18 protein-coding genes are annotated in these 18,181 nt (G+C 61.6%); 10 read left to right on the top strand and 8 right to left on the bottom strand.

Annotated elements, in window-relative coordinates:
- The first annotated feature begins 57 nt into the window (after positions 1–57).
- From hemC to ACQZ5H_RS21080, 6 genes are all read left to right on the top strand, one after another.
- Complete coding sequence (hemC, locus tag ACQZ5H_RS21105) at positions 58–987, top strand: hydroxymethylbilane synthase (RefSeq protein WP_449098962.1); 930 nt, start codon at positions 58–60, stop codon at positions 985–987.
- A gap of 6 nt (positions 988–993) precedes the next feature.
- Positions 994–1,689: a uroporphyrinogen-III synthase gene (locus ACQZ5H_RS21100; protein ID WP_449098961.1), complete on the top strand. Its 696-nt coding sequence runs from the start codon at positions 994–996 to the stop codon at positions 1,687–1,689.
- Between the two features lie 90 nt (positions 1,690–1,779).
- Positions 1,780–3,057: a COG4223 family protein gene (locus ACQZ5H_RS21095; RefSeq protein WP_449098960.1), complete on the top strand. Its 1,278-nt coding sequence runs from the start codon at positions 1,780–1,782 to the stop codon at positions 3,055–3,057.
- 3 nt (positions 3,058–3,060) lie between these two features.
- Complete coding sequence (locus tag ACQZ5H_RS21090; protein ID WP_112718455.1) at positions 3,061–4,674, top strand: heme biosynthesis protein HemY; 1,614 nt, start codon at positions 3,061–3,063, stop codon at positions 4,672–4,674.
- 17 nt (positions 4,675–4,691) lie between these two features.
- Complete coding sequence (locus ACQZ5H_RS21085) at positions 4,692–5,177, top strand: tellurite resistance TerB family protein (RefSeq protein ID WP_112718453.1); 486 nt, start codon at positions 4,692–4,694, stop codon at positions 5,175–5,177.
- Entirely contained in the window at positions 5,167–5,928 is a 762-nt protein-coding gene (locus ACQZ5H_RS21080) for a glutamine amidotransferase (RefSeq protein ID WP_449098959.1), read from the top strand. Before ACQZ5H_RS21085 ends, ACQZ5H_RS21080 begins: the two co-directional genes overlap by 11 nt.
- On the opposite strand, the gene ACQZ5H_RS21075 is transcribed toward ACQZ5H_RS21080, so the two are convergent.
- Positions 5,903–7,153: an MFS transporter gene (locus ACQZ5H_RS21075; RefSeq protein WP_449098958.1), complete on the bottom strand. Its 1,251-nt coding sequence runs from the start codon at positions 7,151–7,153 to the stop codon at positions 5,903–5,905. The two genes, ACQZ5H_RS21080 and ACQZ5H_RS21075, sit on opposite strands and share 26 nt — an antisense overlap.
- Positions 7,154–7,294: 141 nt before the next feature.
- Here ACQZ5H_RS21075 and ACQZ5H_RS21070 point away from each other — a divergent pair, with 141 nt between their 5' ends.
- Together ACQZ5H_RS21070 and ACQZ5H_RS21065 are read left to right on the top strand one after the other, a co-directional pair.
- Positions 7,295–7,585 (top strand): YggT family protein, encoded by a 291-nt coding sequence (locus tag ACQZ5H_RS21070; protein WP_112718505.1) that lies wholly within the window; start codon positions 7,295–7,297, stop codon positions 7,583–7,585.
- Positions 7,582–7,884: a DUF167 domain-containing protein gene (locus ACQZ5H_RS21065; RefSeq protein ID WP_130283257.1), complete on the top strand. Its 303-nt coding sequence runs from the start codon at positions 7,582–7,584 to the stop codon at positions 7,882–7,884. Before ACQZ5H_RS21070 ends, ACQZ5H_RS21065 begins: the two co-directional genes overlap by 4 nt.
- Positions 7,885–7,886: 2 nt before the next feature.
- On the opposite strand, the gene ppa is transcribed toward ACQZ5H_RS21065, so the two are convergent.
- Complete coding sequence (ppa, locus tag ACQZ5H_RS21060; protein ID WP_112718445.1) at positions 7,887–8,420, bottom strand: inorganic diphosphatase; 534 nt, start codon at positions 8,418–8,420, stop codon at positions 7,887–7,889.
- 219 nt (positions 8,421–8,639) lie between these two features.
- Between ppa and ACQZ5H_RS21055 the strand changes: the two genes are divergently transcribed.
- Positions 8,640–9,080, top strand: a complete 441-nt coding sequence (locus tag ACQZ5H_RS21055; protein WP_449098957.1) for an MEKHLA domain-containing protein — start codon at positions 8,640–8,642, stop codon at positions 9,078–9,080.
- Between the two features lie 12 nt (positions 9,081–9,092).
- Here ACQZ5H_RS21055 and ACQZ5H_RS21050 read toward each other — a convergent pair whose 3' ends face one another.
- From ACQZ5H_RS21050 to ACQZ5H_RS21035, 4 genes are all read right to left on the bottom strand, one after another.
- Positions 9,093–9,599: a GNAT family N-acetyltransferase gene (locus ACQZ5H_RS21050; RefSeq protein ID WP_112718441.1), complete on the bottom strand. Its 507-nt coding sequence runs from the start codon at positions 9,597–9,599 to the stop codon at positions 9,093–9,095.
- 193 nt (positions 9,600–9,792) lie between these two features.
- Entirely contained in the window at positions 9,793–11,616 is a 1,824-nt protein-coding gene (gene typA, locus ACQZ5H_RS21045) for a translational GTPase TypA (protein ID WP_112718439.1), read from the bottom strand.
- A 121-nt stretch (positions 11,617–11,737) separates the two neighbouring features.
- A complete protein-coding gene (locus tag ACQZ5H_RS21040) occupies positions 11,738–13,315 on the bottom strand; it encodes an alkaline phosphatase D family protein (protein ID WP_449098956.1) in 1,578 nt (525 codons plus the stop codon).
- 113 nt (positions 13,316–13,428) lie between these two features.
- Positions 13,429–15,516, bottom strand: a complete 2,088-nt coding sequence (locus tag ACQZ5H_RS21035; protein WP_449098955.1) for a M3 family metallopeptidase — start codon at positions 15,514–15,516, stop codon at positions 13,429–13,431.
- A gap of 210 nt (positions 15,517–15,726) precedes the next feature.
- On the opposite strand from ACQZ5H_RS21035, the gene ACQZ5H_RS21030 reads away from it, so the two are divergent.
- Positions 15,727–16,161, top strand: coding sequence for a hypothetical protein (locus ACQZ5H_RS21030; RefSeq protein ID WP_449098954.1), 435 nt, complete (start codon positions 15,727–15,729; stop codon positions 16,159–16,161).
- A gap of 4 nt (positions 16,162–16,165) precedes the next feature.
- Here ACQZ5H_RS21030 and ACQZ5H_RS21025 read toward each other — a convergent pair whose 3' ends face one another.
- Together ACQZ5H_RS21025 and ACQZ5H_RS21020 are read right to left on the bottom strand one after the other, a co-directional pair.
- Positions 16,166–16,807: a LysE family translocator gene (locus ACQZ5H_RS21025; protein ID WP_112718431.1), complete on the bottom strand. Its 642-nt coding sequence runs from the start codon at positions 16,805–16,807 to the stop codon at positions 16,166–16,168.
- Between the two features lie 119 nt (positions 16,808–16,926).
- Complete coding sequence (locus tag ACQZ5H_RS21020; protein ID WP_199627885.1) at positions 16,927–18,150, bottom strand: argininosuccinate synthase; 1,224 nt, start codon at positions 18,148–18,150, stop codon at positions 16,927–16,929.
- Positions 18,151–18,181 lie beyond the last annotated feature (31 nt).

Genomic DNA, 18,181 nt, shown 5'->3' with positions numbered 1-18,181 from the left:
ATTGCGATGGGTAAGAAACCCGGTTACGAGACTTCCGGTAACAACGGATCAAAGCGGATGCAAACAAAACCTTTCCGGATCGGCACGCGGGGCAGCCCGCTGGCGCTTGCCCAGGCCCATGAAGCCCGCGATCGGCTGATGGCTGCGCATGGCCTGCCGGAGGAAATGTTCGAGATCGTCGTGCTGACGACGACAGGCGACCGCATCACCGACCGCTCTCTCGCCGAGATCGGCGGCAAGGGGCTTTTCACCCAGGAACTGGAAGAAAAGCTGGCACTCGGCGAACTGGATTTCGCCGTTCATTCCGCCAAGGACATGCCGACCGTTCTGCCCGAGGGCCTTTATCTTTCCGCCTATATGCCGCGCGAAGACATCCGCGATGCCGTGGTTGGCCGCACCGCCGCGAAACTGATCGACCTGCCGCACGGCGCCACCGTCGGCTCCTCGTCGCTCCGCCGCCAGGCGCTGATCCGCCGCATGCGGCCCGATATCAACGTCATTACCTTCCGTGGCCTTGTCGATACCCGCTTGCGCAAGCTCGCCGAAGGCCAGGTCGATGCAACGCTTTTGGCGCTGGCCGGCCTCAAGCGCCTCGGCAAGGTCGACGTGCTGACCGACATTCTCGATCCCGACACCTTTCCGCCGGCCCCCGCGCAGGGCGCGATCGCGATCGAAAGCCGCATCGGCGACGAGCGCATGGACAATCTGTTGGCCGCAATCAACGATCCCGCCACATTCGACGCCGTCTCCTGCGAGCGCGCCTTCCTCGGCGCCCTCGACGGCTCCTGTCGGACGCCGATCGGCGGATACGCGATCTGCGAGGGCGACCAGATCAAGTTCTCCGGCCTGATCATCACCCCGGACGGCCGCCACCAGCATGCGATCTCAATCGACGGCAACCGCCGCGACGCAACGGCCCTCGGCACCCGCGCCGGGCAGGACGTCCGCGCCCGCGCCGGAACCACCTTCTTCGACGACTGGAGCTAGTCCTCCATGCGCGTGCTCGTCACCCGCCCGCAGCGTCAGGGGGAACGAACGGCACGGCGATTGCGCGAACGCGGCCATGAGGCCGTGATGATGCCGCTCTCCGGACCGGTGCATGACGCGGCGGCAATGGCGGCTCTTGCGCAGACGACGGCCCCGATTGCCATCACCAGCGCCGAAGCCATCAGGGCGCTCTCGGATCAAGCCGCATCTCTGGCACCCCACCTCCGTCGCCCTCTCTATGCCGTCGGCAACGCCACGGCCGAAGCGGCAATCGCTGCAGGCTTCGTGACGGTGAAAGCAGCCTCCGGCGATGGCGGCGATCTCGCAGAATTGATCGCGGCCGAGACCACCGGCACAGTCACCTATCTCGCCGGAAGACCGCGGGCGGAAACCTTCGAAAAGCGCGCCGCCGAGGTCGGCCTCAAGCTGACCACCGTCGAATGCTATCGCATGGAGCAGATTGCCCCCGGCAGCGATGCCCGCGAGGTGCTTCAGCACTCGCCGCCAGATGCCATCCTCCTCTATTCCCGCGAGACGGCAATCGCCTTGTTCGGCCTTTTCAATCCCTTACCGGAGTGGCTGACCACCGCCCGCATTCTCTGCCTCAGTGAGGCCGTTGCAGCCGCCGTTCCAGCCGGGCTGCAGAAAAATCTTCGCATTGCGGCAATGCCGGATGAGCAAAGTCTTTTGTCGCTTCTTTGAAGGCGTTAGCCGCCCAAATTTGATCTAACCTCTTTCCTTAACTGGGATCACTGACTAGTTTCGTTGCAATGCAGGAAATATGAGGGCCTCATGGTATCGGGAAACCCGCCACGCCATTCGAAGAGAACCGACAAGCCGGTCACCATCGATCTGGAAGCGCAGGAATTTGCCAAGCAGGAGGATACGGCCTCCACCCCTGCCGATGCCGCAGCCGATACCGAAGAGCAGGCGGCAAATGAGCTGAAGGAAACGCTGGAAGCGACGCCTTCGGAAGACGCATCGGCCGCAGCTGCGGTAGAAGAACCGGTACACACCGAAGAGCCATCGGCACCCGAAGCTCCGGCCGAAGAACCAGCGCCCCGCCACACCGAATCGACCATGTCGCCGCCGCCCCAACAACAGCGCGGCGGCAAGACCTCGGGCATGATCGCCGCCGGCATTTTCGGCGGCCTCGTTGCGCTCGCGGGAGCCGGCGCCATCCAATATGCGGGCTATCTCCCCGGCTCCGCGCAGCAACCGGCGCAGACGGAACAGAACAGCGAGCTTTCGGCCGAGATCGACGGCCTGAAGCAGTCGATCGCCAATCTCGCGGCCGCGCCTAACCCTGATGACGACGCTCTCGACAAGCGCATCGCCGCCCTGGAAGCCGCCGCCAAGACGCCCGCGGCTGCCCAGCCCGGCGATCCGGCTGCGACCGAGGCTCTCAACCAGAAGATCGCCGATCTCACCGCTGAGGTGGCACAGCTGCAGAGTTCGCTCACCCAGGCCTCCGAACAGCAGGCGTCAAACGGCGCCGACATCACCAAGCGTCTCGACGAAGCCGAGAAGAAGCTCAACGAACCGCGCCAGGATGTGGCCGTCGCGCAGGCAATCGCCGCAGCAGCGCTGAAGGCGGCGATCGACCGCGGCGGACCGTTCACCGCCGAACTCGATACATTCGCGGGCGTCGCGCCTGACGATCCCGCCGTCAAGGATCTGCGCAACTTCGCGCAGACAGGCGTTCCCTCGCGTGCCGAGCTGATCCGCCAGGTTCCCGATGTCGCTACGTCGGCTGTTGAGGCCGTAAACCAGGCGAACCCGGATCAGAGCTGGTCCGACCGGCTGATGTCGAGCGCCAAGTCGCTGGTCAGCGTCCGCCCCGTCGGCAACATCGAGGGTGAAAGCGTCGAGGCGATCGCCGCCCGCATGGAAGACAAGGTGAAGAACGGTGACCTGCCGGGCGCCGCCAACGAATGGAACGACCTGCCGCCTGCGGCCAAGCAGGCTTCGGCCGCATTCAAGCAGTCGCTCGAAGCCCGTATCCGTGTCGAAGACCTCGTCAGCGGAGCGCTATCGAAGGCCGTATCCCGCGCCGGCAAGGAGGGCTGACCGATGATCAAGCTCGTCATCTTCGCCCTGCTCGTTCTCGTCCTTGGCTACGGCTTCTCCTGGCTTGCCGATCGTCCCGGCGACCTGTCGCTGATCTGGGAAGGACAGCTCTACCAGACCAAGCTGATCGTTGCCGCCAGCGGCCTGATCGCGCTCATTGCTCTCGTGATGATCGGCTGGTGGCTGATCCGCACGATCTGGACCTCGCCGCATTCCGTCACCCGCTATTTCCGCGCCCGCAAGCGTGACCGCGGCTATCAGGCGCTCTCGACCGGCCTGATTGCCGCCGGCGCTGGCAATGCGCTTCTCGCCCGCAAGATGGCGGCCCGTTCGCGCGGCCTGATCCGCGCCGATCAGGAACCGCTTATCAATCTCCTGGAAGCACAGGCAGCATTGATCGAAGGCCGCCACGACGAGGCCCGCGCCAAGTTCGAAGCCATGGCCAACGATCCCGAGACCCGCGAGCTCGGCCTCCGCGGCCTCTATCTCGAAGCCAAGCGCCTTGGCGCCAACGAAGCTGCCCGCCAATATGCCGAGAAGGCTGCTGACAACGCGCCCTATCTCCCCTGGGCCGCGCAGGCGACGTTGGAATCCCGCAGCCAGGCCGGACGCTGGGACGATGCGATCCGCCTGCTCGACCAGCAGAAAGCCGCCCGTGTCGTCGACAAGCATGACGGCGACCGCCTGCGCGCCGTGCTTTTGACGGCACGCGCCGGCGACAAGCTCGACCGCGATCCGGCAGGCGCCCGCGACGATGCCCTGCATGCGCTGAAGCTGATCGCCGATTTCGAACCGGCCGCGATCATCGCCGCAAAGGCGCTTTTCCGCGAAGACAAGCTGCGCAAGGCCGCCTCGATCCTTGAACAGGCGTGGAAGACCAACCCCCATCCCGAGATCGGCCGCGTCTATGTGCTGGCCCGCAGCGGTGATTCCGTGATCGACCGGCTGAAACGTGCTGACAAGCTGGAAGCCATCCGCCCGAACAATGTGGAGTCGCTGCTGGTCGTCGCGCAAGCCGCTCTCGACGCGCAAAACTTCGCCAAGGCCCGCGCCAAGGCGGAAGCAGCCGCCCGCATGCAGCCACGCGAAGCCGCTTTCCTGCTGCTTGCCGATATCGAGGAGGCCGAGACCGGCGATCAGGGCCGTGTGCGCCATTGGCTGGCGCAGGCGCTGAAGGCGCCGCGTGATCCGGCCTGGGTGGCCGATGGCTTCGTTTCCGACAAGTGGCTGCCGCTCTCACCAGTCACCGGCCGTCTCGACGCCTTCGAATGGAAGGCACCGTTCGGCCAGCTGGAAGGCCCGGTCGAGGAAGGCTCTGCCACGTCGATCGACACGGCACTCAAAACATTGCCGCCGGTTCGCGAACATCGCCAGGAAGCACCGGCGAGCGATCACCGCATCATCGAGCTGGAACGCGCAGCAACAATCGCCGAAGCCGTTCGCCCGGCTCCGGCACCCGCGGCACCTCCGAAGCCCGCTCCGGCGCCCAAGCCTGCCGAGGCGGCCTCCCCTACACGCCCGCCCGAACCGAAACCATATTATGGAATGCCTGATGATCCAGGCGTTCGCGACACCAAGGTGGATACGGAACCCAAGACACGGCTCCGCCTTTTCTGAGATGGAACGAAAACCGCATGTTCGAACGCTTTCAGGCATTCTTCCACAACCTCACGGCAGACGGGAGCAGGAAGGGTTTCGATCCCGATGACCCGCGCATTGCCGTTGCCGCGCTCTGCATGCAGGTCATGGAAGCCGACGGCCAGATCAAGGACAGCGAAAAGAAGCGTCTGCGCAAGCTGCTGAAGGAGCAATACGGGCTCGACGGCAAGCAGCTCGATGCCGTGATCGCCGCCGGGCTCGAGGCCGAAAGCAGCGCCGTCGACTACTATCGCTTCACCTCCGACCTGAAACGCCATCTGAACACCGAGCAGCGGCTCGAGCTGATCGGCATCCTCTGGGACATCGTCTATGCCGATGGCGAGCGCAGCGAGATGGAAGATCACGTCATCTGGCGGATCGCCGATCTGCTCGGCGTCTCCTCCCGCGAGCGCATCCAGAAGCGCCAGGAGGCCGCCGCCCGGGTGACCGATACGGTCGTGGTTCAAGACGATGCAGATTGAGCGCCCGGTAAAACGCGACAAGCGGCCTGTCCTGATCGTCCTGCATCAGGAACAATCCAGCCCCGGCCGCGTCGGCCAGCTGCTGGTCGAGAAGGGCTACAGCCTCGACATGCGCCGCCCGGTTCTCGGCGACAAGCTGCCGACGACGCTAGACGGGCATGCAGGCGCCGTCGTGTTCGGCGGCCCGATGAGCGCCAATGATCCGGAAGATTTCGTCAAGGCGGAGATCAACTGGCTCGACGTGCCGCTCAAGGAAAATCGTCCGTTTCTAGGCATCTGCCTCGGCGCGCAAATGCTGGTGCGCCATCTCGGCGGCAAGGTGCAATCAAACCCCGATGGTTCGACGGAGATCGGCTGGTATCCGCCGCGCCCGACGGAGAAGGGCCGGCTGCTGATGCACTGGCCGAAGATGGTCTATCACTTCCACCGCGAAGGCTTCGATCTGCCGCGTGGCGCCGAGTTGCTGGCAGAAGGTGATGCCTATCCGAACCAGGCTTTCCGCTACAACAAGAACGCCTGGGCGCTGCAGTTCCATGCCGAGCTGACGCGGGTGATGATGCACCGCTGGGTCGTCCACGGCGCCCACCGCTTTATCCTGCCGAACGCCCAGCAGGGCCGCGAGCACCTTGAGGGGCGCATGCTTTTTGATGCGCCGCTGAAGGCGTGGCTGAACGAGTTCCTCGATATCGTCTTCGAGGGCAAGACGGCGAAAGGCGCGCCGCTCTCTATGCCGGCGACGCTGAGCGCATAGGCGCATCGAGCGTATCGATCTGCCGCAGCTGGCGGAAGCTCATCGCCCAGATGACAGAGACCGCGAGCGTCCCAAGTCCGCCAATGACGACGGCAGGCACCGCGCCGAAGGTATGCGCCATCGTGCCTGCCCGGAACTCGCCGAGCTCGTTCGATGCACCGACGAAGACCATGTTGACGGCGTTGACGCGGCCACGCAGTTCGTCCGGCGTCCAGAGGGCGATCAGGCTCTCGCGCACATAGACCGAGATCATGTCTGCGGCCCCCATGATCGCCAGCGCGGCGATCGAGGTCCAGGTGTGGGTCGAGACGCCGAAGACGATCGTCGCGATACCAAACAGGCCGACGCCCATGAACATATAGAATCCAGCCCGGTGTTTCATCGGATAGGCGGCCAGGAACAGCGCCATCACGATCGCGCCGACGCCGGGCGCCGAGCGCAGAAGACCGAGCCCCCAGGGGCCGAGTGTCAGGATATCGCGCGCATAGATCGGCATCAGTGCCGTAGCGCCGCCGAGCAGCACAGCGAACAGGTCGAGCGAGATCGCGCCGAGCACCACCTTGTCCGCCTTGATGAAGCGGAAGCCGCCGAGGATCATGTCCCAGCTCTTTGCTTCGCCGGCGCTGTGCTGTGCTGGCTTCGGGATCATGAAGAGCAGGATGGCGCCGAGCACCGCGAAGATGACCGAGACCGTGTAGGCCGTCGTCGCGCCGACGCCGTAGAGCAGGCCTCCGAGCACCGGACCGGTGATCGCCGCCAGCTGCCAGGAGGAGGAGTTCCAGGCTATCGCGTTGGAGAGATCCTTCTCCGGCACCAGGTTCGGCGCCAGCGACTGCACGGCAGGTGCTGCAAAGGCGCGCTCGATGCCGAAAACCAACAGCACGATGAAAACCGGCATCGGCGAGAAAGTGCCCGTCACGGTCATGATCAGCAGTGCCAGCGTGCAGAGAGCGCTGACCAGCGAGCAGATCGAAGCGATGGCACGGCGATTGTAGCGATCGGCGACCGATCCCGTGACCAGGATCAACAGCAGCGACGGCAGGAACTGCACCAGGCCGATCAGGCCGAGATAGATGGCGCTCCGCGTCTGGTCATACATCTGCCAGCCGACCGCGACACTGAGGATCTGCTGCGAAAAGGAAAGCAGAAACTTCGCGAAGAAGAACCGGGTGTAGGAAGAATGCCGGAACGCGGCAAAACGGTCTCCGGTGGACGAGAAAGACATTGGGGGCAACCAAGGAAATCGGGCCGCGCGGTACAGTTCAAACGCGCCCATTAAACATGATTCACCGCGCGTTAAGACACGGCACTTGCCCGTTTAGTCGCCAATAGCTACATGTCTGTCAACAACGAACTGGAGACGACGATGATTGCCCTTTTTCAAACCATTGATTTGGCTTTGAATCTTTACACCTGGGTGCTTATTGCGAGTGCCATTTTCTCCTGGCTCTACGCCTTCAACGTCATCAATTCCAGCAACCAGTTCGTCAACTCGGTTGGGATGTTCCTCTACAATGTCACCGAACCGGTGCTGCGCCCGATCCGCCGCGTGCTGCCGAATCTCGGCGGCATCGACATCTCGCCGATCATCCTGCTGCTGATTATCTTCTTCCTGCGCTCCTTCATGTGGAACACCATTTTCCCGCTGGTGGCGTGAGCTCCGCCTGGACCGTTCATGACGGTCATCTCAGGCTGACGGTGCGGCTGACCCCGAATGGCGGCCGCGACGCGATCGATGGATTGGACGGCGAGGGACAGCTGAAGGCGCGCGTCAGCGCCGTGCCCGAAGACGGCAAGGCGAACAAGGCGCTGATCGCCCTTCTCGCCAAATCTCTGCGCGTGCCGAAATCGGCCGTCGCCTTCATTTCCGGCGAAACATCGCGCAAAAAAATCCTCCGCATCGAAGGCGATACGGAGGATCTGATCGAAAAGCTGAAAGCCTTTACGAAAGCCTGAGCTTACTTTGCCTTCTTGGCGCGCTCGACGGCTTCGAGAATGAGTTCGCCGGCTTCCTTCGAACCCTTCCAGCCGAAAATCTTCACCCACTTGCCGGGCTCCAGATCCTTGTAGTGCTCGAAGAAGTGCTCGATCTGCTTCAGCGTGATGTCGGGAAGATCGGTATATTCCTTCACCTTCTCGTAGCGCAGCGTCAGCTTCGGCGACGGAACGGCAATGATTTTCTCGTCCTTGCCGGAATTGTCTTCCATCATCAGAACGCCGATCGGGCGTACGTTGATGACACAGCCCGGAACGAGCGGACGGGTGCTGGCGATCAGTACGTCGATCGGGTCGCCATCTTCCGACAGCGTGTGCGGCACGAAGCCGTAGTTACCCGGATAGGTCATCGGCGTGTACAGGAAGCGGTCGACGACGAGCGTGCCGGCGTCCTTGTCCATTTCGTACTTGATGGGATGGCCGCCGACCGGAACCTCAACGATAACGTTGACATCTTCCGGTGGGTTGTTGCCGATGGAAATGGCGTCGATGCGCATCAGTGTCCCCTAATATAGGATGGTTTCCGGCTGCCAGATAATCAGAATCTCTTCGCAACGCAACATGTCAGGCCGCATCTTCCGTCGTTTTGGCTAATAGAGTTCGCCACCAACAGCGAAGTTCGGGATCACCAGAGGCAATGACCGGCGAGGCCACAAACCGGTCGCATTGTCGGGATTAGTTGGGCTTTTCAGATCTCATATTGCAAGCAGATGGCCATGTATCTTTACGAAAGCGACGACTTTTTCGATCTCCTTACCGGCAGCTACCGCCGCATCACCGGCAAGGATCTCGTGCCGCCGGAACTGACCAGACAGGAAGGCACCCGCTGGCTCTACGAGGACGCGCCGTTTGGCCTGCTAGCACATGACACCGCACCCGATCCGGTCTTCGTCTATGGCAACAGGAACGCGCAGCGACGCTTCGAGTATAGCTGGGACGAACTGACCGCGCTGCCGTCGAGACTGTCCGCCGAAGCGCCCGAACGCGCCGCACGGGAGAACTTCCTGCGGCAGGTTGCCGAGAAGGGCTATGTCGACAATTACGAGGGGATCAGGATCAGCAAATCGGGCAAGCGCTTTCCGATCGCAAACGTGACGGTATGGCAATTGACCGATGCCGACGGAGTGATCCGTGGCCAGGCAGCGAGGCTGCCATAACCGGCAGCACCGCTAGTTCCAGATGAAGCCGATCTTCTTAAGCTGCTTGTGGTCGAAGTTTTCCATGCCTTCGCAAAAGTCGAGCCCGCCATGGCCGCGATAGAAGCGGCTGGCATTCTCGTTATCTTCCAGGCACCAGACGACCAGGCCATTGCAGCCGAGCGACTTCAGCAACCGGCGCGCTTCGCCGAACAGCATCCGGCCGAGACCGATGCCCTGATATTCCGGGCGGAGATAAAGCTCGTATATTTCGCCTTCCTGGGGAAGAGCACGGGCACGGTTGAGGCCGAGCGTCGCGTAACCGGCGACCGTTCCGGCCACATCGAGAACCAGCAGCGTTGCCGGGCCTCTGGTGGCCTTGCGCCACCAGCCTTCGCCGCGGCGTTCGATCATTTGTGTCAGAGCACGGTGAGGAATGATGCCGGCATATGTGTGCTGCCACGCAAGGCGATGCGCCTCCGATATGGCGCGGGCATCATGCGGCTCAGCCCGCCGAACATCGATCGACAACGTCTTCATAACGCTACTCTGGTCCTTCAGCGGACAATTAACCATACGCCATCACGCGCCTTGGCTGATTGCCCACAGACTTAACATGTGGACGATGGAAAAAATTTAACGCTTTTTTAACCATTGTCACAAGCCGGAATCGGCGGACCACACATAAAAAAACCCCGGCGCAAGGCCGGGGTTTGATGTGTTTGAGCAGGGCTTAGAGCGCTGCCTTCGACTTTTCGAACCGCTTGCGGTCGTTGGCGTCGAGATACATCTTGCGCAGACGGATCGACTTCGGCGTCACTTCGACCAGCTCGTCGTCCTGGATCCAGGAGAGGGCGCGGTCAAGCGTCATGCGGATCGGCGGCGTCAGCTTGACGGCTTCATCCTTGCCGGCGGCGCGGATGTTGGTCAGCTTCTTGCCCTTGAGAACGTTGACTTCGAGGTCGTTGTCACGGCTGTGGATGCCGATGATCATACCCATGTAGACCTTCTCACCGGCGTCGATGATCATCGGGCCGCGATCTTCGAGGTTGAACAGGGCGTAGGCAACGGCTTCGCCAGCTTCGTTGGCGAGCAGAACGCCGTTAACGCGGCCGCCGATTTCGCCCTTGTACGGCTGATAGTCGTGGAACAGGCGGTTCATGACGGCCGTACCGCGCGTGTCGGTCAGCAGTTCCGACTGGTAGCCGATCAGGCCGCGCGTCGGCGCGAGGAACTTCAGACGGATACGGTTGCCGCCCGACGGACGCAGCTCGGTCATTTCAGCCTTGCGCTCAGACATCTTCTGAACGACGACGCCGGAATGTTCTTCATCGACGTCGATGACGACTTCTTCGATCGGCTCGAGCATCTGGCCGGTCGCTTCATCCTTGTGCATGACGACGCGCGGACGCGAAACGGCAAGCTCGAAGCCTTCACGGCGCATGGTTTCGATGAGAACGGCCAGCTGCAGTTCGCCGCGGCCGGAAACGAAGAACGAATCCTTTTCGGAGGACTCTTCGATCTTCAGCGCAACGTTGCCTTCGGCTTCCTTGAACAGACGGTCGCGGATGACGCGCGAGGTGACCTTGTCGCCTTCGGTGCCAGCGTAAGGGCTGTCGTTGACGATGAAGGACATCGTGACGGTCGGCGGGTCGATCGGCTGAGCCTGCAGCGGCTGGCTGACGGACGGATCGCAGAACGTGTCGGCGACGGTGCCCTTGGAGAGGCCGGCGATCGCGACGATATCACCTGCATGCGCTTCTTCGATCGGCTGACGCTCGATGCCGCGGAATGCGAGAATCTTGGAAATACGGCCGGTTTCGATGGTCTTGCCGTCAGCATGCAGAACCTTGACGGCCTGGTTCGGTTTGATCGAGCCGGAATTGACGCGGCCGGTGATGATACGGCCGAGGAAGGGGTTGGCTTCGAGGATCGTGCCGATCATCGTGAACGGGCCTTCGTGAACCGTCGGCTCCGGAACATGCTCGAGCACGAGGTCGAGAAGCGGTGCGAGACCCTGGTCCTTCGGACCTTCCGGGTTGACGTTCATCCAGCCATCGCGGCCCGAACCGTAGAGGATCGGGAAATCGAGCTGCTCGTCGGTCGCGTCGAGGTTGGCGAAGAGGTCGAACACTTCGTTGATGACTTCTTCGTGGCGGCCATCCGGACGGTCGATCTTGTTGATCGCGACGATCGGGCGAAGGCCGACTTTCAGCGCCTTGCCGACGACGAACTTCGTCTGCGGCATCGGGCCTTCGGAAGCGTCGACGAGAACGATCGCGCCATCCACCATCGAGAGAATACGCTCGACTTCACCGCCGAAGTCGGCGTGGCCGGGGGTGTCGACGATGTTGATGCGGACACCCTTCCACTCGACCGAGGTCGCCTTGGCGAGAATGGTGATGCCACGCTCTTTTTCGAGGTCGTTGGAGTCCATGACGCGTTCTGCAACGCGCTGGTTCTCGCGGAAGGAGCCGGACTGCTTGAGCAGCTCGTCCACCAGTGTCGTCTTGCCATGGTCAACGTGCGCGATAATCGCGATGTTGCGAAGTGCCATTGTGTCAAATCTCTGAGGCTGGGGCGCTACGTCGGAGGGAGGCGCCTATTACGTTTGGCGCGCTCATACAGTGTTTTTCGCGATTGCGAAAGGGGTAAGAGGTCCGAAGCGCCATTCCAGGTTAACTCACACGTTGCGGGTCGATGACAGTCCGCCACAATTCGTTGTCGTCGCGGTCCATCAGCCGCACCGTCATCTGCTCACTTTCCCCGTCGATATCGACGAGGCCGAAGAACTGCATCCCTGCCGATGGTGGCAGGTTCGACTCGATGCCGCCGGGTGCCGCCTTGATGAAGCGCACTTCTGGCCCGAACGTGCCATCGAGCTCCTGAGGCCCGTATGTGCCGGAGTGGAGTGGTCCGGATACGAACTCCCAAAATGGCAGGAAATCCTGGAACTTCGCCCTGCCGGGATCGTAATAATGGGCGGCCGTGTAATGCACATCCGCCGTCAGCCAGACGATATTGCCGATCGCCGCGTCGCGAATGAAACGCAGCAGATCGGCAAATTCCAGCTCGCGGCCAAGCGGTGCACCGTTATCGCCGTTCGATATGGATTCGCTGCCCCGGCGCTTGCCGTAGTCGTCCCAGATCACCAATCCAATCGGCAGATCGCAGGAAATCACCTTCCATGTCGCTGTCGATCGCGCCAGCTCGCGCTTCAGCCACGCGACCTGCGCCTCGCCGAAAATCCGCGACTGCGGCGTCAATTCTTCATCGAGACCATGCGTGTTGGGTCCGCGATAGGAGCGGAGATCGACGAAGAACACATCGAGCAGCGGGCCATAGGAGACCTTGCGGTAGATGCGGCCGGGCTCCGCGGCGATATAGCGGATCGGCGTCATCTCATGGAAGGCGCGGCTGGCGCGCACCGCAAGCACGGCGACCGACTTTTCCTTGTAGCGGTCATCGGCGCTGAGATCGGTCGATGGCGACCAGTTGTTGAGAACCTCGTGGTCGTCCCACTGGTGGAAGACCGGGCAGATGGCATTGAGCGCGGTCACATGCTCGTCGAGCAGATTATATTTCCATTGGCCGCGGAACTCCGGCAGCGTCTGGGCGATCGTCCGCTTTTCCTCGGTGACGATCCGGTTCTTCCAGACCCCGCCGCCGCGGAGCGCGATCTCATCGGGGATTGGGTTGTCGGCATAGATGGTATCACCGGAATGGATCATGAAATCCGGCCGGTGATAGGCGATCGTCCGATAGGTCCGCATCCCCTTGTCATCGATGCCCCAGCCCTGCCCCGCCGTATCGCCCGACCAGACGAAGCGGAGATTGCGTCTGGAGACCGGCGCCGTGCGGAATTCGCCTCGAATGGGCTCGGAACGGCTGTTGATGTCCTGCAGGTCAGCCGCGACGAAGCGATAGAAGATCTCCTGATCCGGCGGCAGACCGGTCACCAGCAGCTTGCCGGCAAGATCGGTCTCCGGCGTCACGTCGAAGGGCGCGAGCCGCACAGCGTTGGCAAACTTGTCTGTGGTGGAATATTCGATGAACAGCCGCGACGGCCGGTCGACCCGCGTCCAGACGACACCCGAGGCCGCATCGACATCGCCCGATTGCACGCCCGAGGTAAAGACCGGCCGGCTCGACGAGCCGCGGGCGTAATAGGGCATTGCCAGGCTTGCCGCCGCAAAGCCGCCGACTGCACCCACCGATGTCAGGAACCGGCGGCGCGTCGTTTGCTTCAAGATCATCCCAAGGCCCTTCAGGAGCGGGATCGAATCGTCCCGCCCCAGCCTTGGGCACCCGTCATGTCAGTCTCTTGAAAACCGCATGACGGTTTGCCGAAACTTCAGCGACAGTTTTGTTACGCGTCGCTGCCGGACAATTCCTTGAAGGTCGAAAGCCCCTTCTTGATCAGCATCGCGTCCGGGGTCGGCAGCTTGCCGCGGAAGCCTTTGTAGGCATCCTCGGGATCGATCGAGCCGCCGGTCGAATAGATGTTGTCCTTCAGCTTTGCCGCCATCTCGCGATTGAAGGCATCACCGGTTTCCTCGAAGGCGGAGAAAGCATCGGCATCGAGCACTTCCGACCACATGTAGGAATAGTAGCCGGCCGAATAACCGCCCGAGAAGATATGCTGGAAATGCGGTGAGGCATGGCGCATGACCAGCGACTTCGGCATGCCGAGCTCGGCAAGCACCTCGGCCTGGACCGCCATCGGATCATCGACCGCATCGCGCGTATGGAATTCCATGTCGACGATCGCCGAGGAGGTGAACTCCACCGTGTTGAAACCAGCGTTGAAGGTGCGCGCCGCCAGAACCTTGTCGAGCAGCGCCTGCGGCATCGGCTCGCCGGTTTCGAAATGCACCGCATATTGCTTGAGGATCGCGGGCACCGTCAGCCAGTGCTCGTAAAGCTGCGAGGGGAGCTCGACGAAATCGCGCGAAACACCAGTGCCCGAGACCGACGGATAGGTCACGTTGGACAGCATGCCGTGAAGCGCATGGCCGAATTCGTGGAACAGCGTGCGGGCATCATCGAGCGACAGCAGCGCGGGCTTGCCTTCGGCAGGCTTAGCGAAATTGCAGACATTGTAGATGATCGGCAGTTCGCCCTTGTTGCCGTTCTTCAGCGTCAGCTTGTGCTGCGACTGGAACGAGCTCATCCAGGCGCCCGAGCGCTTCGAGCCGCGGGCAAAGTAATCGCCGAGGAACAGCGCCACCAGCGTGTCACCGGCATCGCGGATCTCGAACACGCGCACATCCGGATGATAGGCGGCGATCCCCTTTTTCTCGACCGCGCGGATGCCGAAGAGGCGGTTCGCAACATCGAAGCAGGCTTCGATGATCTTCTCGAGCTGCAGATAGGGCTTCAGCTCCGTCTCGGAGAAATTGAACTTCTGTGCCCGGATCTTTTCCGCATAGAAGCGCCAGTCCCAGGGCATCACCTCATGGTTCTTGCCATCCTCGGCAATCAGCTTGGCGATGTCGGCCTCTTCCTCGCGGGCACGCCCCACAGCCTTCGTCCAGACGGCGCGCAGCAGCTCATCGACGGCTTCGGGCTTCTTCGCCATCGTGTTGTCGAGCTTCAATTCGGCGAAATTGCCGTAGCCGAGAAGCGCGGCCATTTCCTTGCGAAGCGCCAGCGTTTCCTTGATGATGCCGCGATTATCTGTGGCACCGGCATTCTCGCCACGGGCGACCCAGGCCTTGAAAGCCTGCTCGCGCAGATCGCGCTTTTCAGAGAAGGTCAGGAACGGTTCGATGATCGAGCGCGACAGCGTGACGGCAAACTTGCCCTCTTCGCCGCGCTCGCGCGCTGCAGCCGCCATTGCATCCTTGAGGAATTCAGGCAGGCCATCAAGATCCGGCCCGTCGGAGAGAAGGAGCGACCAACTCTTCTCGTCGGCGAGCACGTTTTGACCGAAATTGGTGCCGAGGCCGGCCAGCTTCTCGTTGATGCCGGCGAGCTTCTCCTGCTCCGGCTTCGGCAGCTTGGCACCGGACTTGACGAAGCCCTTCCAATGCCGCTCCAGCACGCGCGTCTGTTCGAGCGTTAGGCCGAGCTCTTCGCGCTTTTCCCAGAGTGCATCGATGCGGGCGAAAAGCGCGGCATTCATGCCGATCTTCGAATAGTGCCGCGACATCTTCGGCGATATTTCCCGCTCCAGCGCCTGGATGACCTCATTGGTATGAGCACCCGCCCGGTTCCAGAACAGTGCCGAGACCCGCGAAAGCTCATCGCCGGCAATTTCAAGCGCCACGATGGTGTTCTCGAAAGTCGGCGCATCCGGATTCCCGGCGATCGCATCGATCTCCTTCTCATGAGACGCAAGCGCCGCATCGAAGGCGGCGGCGAAATCGCCGTCATTGAGCGCATCGAAGCGCGGCAGGCCGTGATGCCCGTTCCAGTTGACGAGCGCCGGATTGAATTCTGGTGTGGAAGGCATGCTGAGATCCTTTTACGCAAGGCAGGTGAAAGGCAATATAGGTGACCCATCGCGGCATTGGTATGTTGCTGATCAAATTCGTCTTTTGCCGGCCACCAAAGAATTGATCCACAAGAACTGATAGACGAAAATTAACCAATTGTTAACGATTGCACCGCCGCGGCCCAAAGGCTAGTTTCCTCTTACTCTTTTCGTAAGGGGACATGGGTCATGGAAATATTTTCTATGCGGTCTTCTCAGAGTTTGCTTTTTAAAAACAGCGATAATAACGCAAAGTCTTCGAAGACCTCTGATATTGAATTCGATACTGGTACGTCTGCACAAACCGGCTTCAGGCTGGAGGACGACAAACCTGCAGATAGCCCTGACTTCACATCGGTCAGCCCGGGTGAATTGCGCAGCTATGCGCGCCAGAGCTACGATTCGGGCGCGCTCGATCAGCAGACCTACGCGGCCATCTCCGAGCCCTTGCCGATGCACGCTATCGATGCACAGGGCAATATTCTGGATCTGACAGGCATCACCGACGGCACCGCTTTCAATTTCCGCGACTATTACGACAATCAGCTGCAGATCGCGAAATCGCTCGGCGATTCCAATGGCGCGAAGACGCTGCAGTCGATCGTCGATTTCATCGGAAGCTGATTGATCAGGCCTTCCGCCAGCCGAGCAGGCCAGGCGTCGCATGCCACAGGGCCTGCACCGCAAAACCCATGAACAGCACGCCCGAGCAACGGACGATCAGACGCTCATGGGCGCGATAGAACCGTCGCACGGCACCGGCGCCGATGATCGTCACCAAGATGATGTCGGCAGTGACAAAGCCGACGAAGGACACACAGAGCATCAGCGGCAGGGCGGCGAAATCCAGCGCGCCAGACGAACCCGCGACAAGCGCGGTGAACGTCGCCAGCGCGACCGGATAACCCTTTGGGTTGGTGACGCCAAAAATCAGGCCGCGCCGGAACGGACGCTCGACCACGACAAGCGCCTGACCGTCGGCCTTGGGCTTGGCACTGACGGCGCTCCAGCCGATCCAGGCGAGATAGAAGCCACAGAGCAGGCCGAGAAGATCGAAAACGAAGGTGCCGATGATCTTCGCGCCGACAATAGCGATCAGCGCCAGGGCAGACCAGATCGTGTCGCCGACCAGATGGCCCATCAGGAAAAACGCGCCTGCCTTGCGTCCCTGCCCGGCACCGATACCGAGCAGCTGCAGAAACGCGGGACCGGGAATGAGCACATAGAAGAGGGCTGCCAGAAAGGCGCCGAGAAGTAGCGACTGCGTCATGAAATGCTCCGCGGATGGTGTGCGCAGACTATGCCAAAGCGCAATGCCGTCAAGGGCCTGGCGCGCCAACGAAAAAGGCCCGCACAAGGCGGGCCTTTCGAAAAGCGGTAGAGCTGCAATCAGCCCTTCAAATTGCGCTTGCCGAGCGTGCGCAGACGCAGCGCGTTGAGCTTGATGAAGCCGGCCGCGTCCTTCTGGTCGTAGGCGCCCTGGTCGTCCTCGAAGGTGACCAGCTTGTCGGAATAGAGCGACTTGTCGCTCTCGCGGCCGATGACCATGACATTGCCCTTGTAGAGCTTCAGCGTCACTTCGCCCTCGACATGCTCCTGGCTCTTGTCGATCAGGGCCTGCAGCATTTCGCGCTCCGGCGAGAACCAGAAGCCGTAATAGATCAGCTCGGCATAGCGCGGCATGATCTCGTCCTTGAGATGCGCAGCGCCGCGGTCGAGCGTGATCGACTCGATCGCGCGGTGTGCCGCCAGCAGGATCGTGCCGCCGGGGGTTTCATAGACGCCGCGCGACTTCATGCCGACATAGCGGTTTTCGACGAGGTCGAGACGGCCGATGCCGTTGTCACGGCCATAGTTGTTGAGCGCGGCGAGCAGGGTCGCAGGCGACATCGCAACGCCGTTGATCGAGACGGCATCGCCCTTCTTGAAGCCGACCTTGATGACGGTTGCCTTGTCAGGAGCGGCTTCCGGCGAGATCGTGCGCATGTGCACATATTCAGGCGCTTCCTGAGCCGGATCTTCCAGAACCTTGCCCTCGGACGACGAGTGCAGCAGATTGGCGTCGACCGAGAACGGCGCTTCGCCCTTCTTGTCCTTGGCAACCGGGATCTGGTGCTGTTCAGCGAAGGCCAGCAGATCCGTACGGCTCTTGAAATTCCAGTCGCGCCACGGAGCGATGATCTTGATATCGGGGTTCAGGGCATAGGCCGAGAGTTCGAAACGAACCTGGTCATTGCCCTTGCCGGTGGCGCCATGGGCGATCGCATCGGCGCCGGTCTTGCGGGCGATGTCGATCAGATGCTTGGAGATCAGCGGACGGGCGATCGAAGTGCCGAGCAGATAGACGCCTTCATAGACGGCATTGGCGCGAAACATCGGGAAGACGAAGTCTCTCACGAATTCTTCGCGGACGTCCTCGATGTAGATTTCCTTGATGCCGAGCATCTCGGCCTTCTTGCGCGCCGGCTCCAGCTCTTCGCCCTGGCCAAGATCGGCCGTGAAGGTCACGACTTCGGCGCCGAGCTCGGTCTGCAGCCACTTCAGGATGATCGAGGTGTCGAGGCCGCCCGAATAGGCAAGCACGACTTTCTTCACGTCTTTCTTAGATGCCATGATGATGAGGTCCGTTGCATATGGGCGGCGG

The sequence above is a fragment of the Rhizobium sp. 21-4511-3d genome (assembly GCF_053522545.1).
Note: the sequence above shows the minus strand (reverse complement) of the source record. Positions and strands in the feature narration are given on the sequence as shown.

What these genes read in the sequence shown, in the direction of transcription:
- ACQZ5H_RS21055 (WP_449098957.1), top strand. Translation starts at nt 8,640, where the DNA reads ATGTATCTTTACGAAAGCGACGACTTTTTCGATCTCCTTACCGGCAGC.
- ACQZ5H_RS21035 (WP_449098955.1), bottom strand. Translation starts at nt 15,516, where the DNA reads ATGCCTTCCACACCAGAATTCAATCCGGCGCTCGTCAACTGGAACGGG.
- ACQZ5H_RS21040 (WP_449098956.1), bottom strand. Translation starts at nt 13,315, where the DNA reads ATGATCTTGAAGCAAACGACGCGCCGCCGGTTCCTGACATCGGTGGGT.
- ACQZ5H_RS21090 (WP_112718455.1), top strand. Translation starts at nt 3,061, where the DNA reads ATGATCAAGCTCGTCATCTTCGCCCTGCTCGTTCTCGTCCTTGGCTAC.
- ACQZ5H_RS21095 (WP_449098960.1), top strand. Translation starts at nt 1,780, where the DNA reads ATGGTATCGGGAAACCCGCCACGCCATTCGAAGAGAACCGACAAGCCG.
- ACQZ5H_RS21030 (WP_449098954.1), top strand. Translation starts at nt 15,727, where the DNA reads ATGGAAATATTTTCTATGCGGTCTTCTCAGAGTTTGCTTTTTAAAAAC.
- ACQZ5H_RS21100 (WP_449098961.1), top strand. Translation starts at nt 994, where the DNA reads ATGCGCGTGCTCGTCACCCGCCCGCAGCGTCAGGGGGAACGAACGGCA.
- ACQZ5H_RS21020 (WP_199627885.1), bottom strand. Translation starts at nt 18,150, where the DNA reads ATGGCATCTAAGAAAGACGTGAAGAAAGTCGTGCTTGCCTATTCGGGC.
- ACQZ5H_RS21075 (WP_449098958.1), bottom strand. Translation starts at nt 7,153, where the DNA reads ATGTCTTTCTCGTCCACCGGAGACCGTTTTGCCGCGTTCCGGCATTCT.
- ACQZ5H_RS21025 (WP_112718431.1), bottom strand. Translation starts at nt 16,807, where the DNA reads ATGACGCAGTCGCTACTTCTCGGCGCCTTTCTGGCAGCCCTCTTCTAT.
- ppa (WP_112718445.1), bottom strand. Translation starts at nt 8,420, where the DNA reads ATGCGCATCGACGCCATTTCCATCGGCAACAACCCACCGGAAGATGTC.
- typA (WP_112718439.1), bottom strand. Translation starts at nt 11,616, where the DNA reads ATGGCACTTCGCAACATCGCGATTATCGCGCACGTTGACCATGGCAAG.
- ACQZ5H_RS21050 (WP_112718441.1), bottom strand. Translation starts at nt 9,599, where the DNA reads ATGAAGACGTTGTCGATCGATGTTCGGCGGGCTGAGCCGCATGATGCC.
- ACQZ5H_RS21070 (WP_112718505.1), top strand. Translation starts at nt 7,295, where the DNA reads ATGATTGCCCTTTTTCAAACCATTGATTTGGCTTTGAATCTTTACACC.
- ACQZ5H_RS21080 (WP_449098959.1), top strand. Translation starts at nt 5,167, where the DNA reads ATGCAGATTGAGCGCCCGGTAAAACGCGACAAGCGGCCTGTCCTGATC.
- hemC (WP_449098962.1), top strand. Translation starts at nt 58, where the DNA reads ATGCAAACAAAACCTTTCCGGATCGGCACGCGGGGCAGCCCGCTGGCG.
- ACQZ5H_RS21085 (WP_112718453.1), top strand. Translation starts at nt 4,692, where the DNA reads ATGTTCGAACGCTTTCAGGCATTCTTCCACAACCTCACGGCAGACGGG.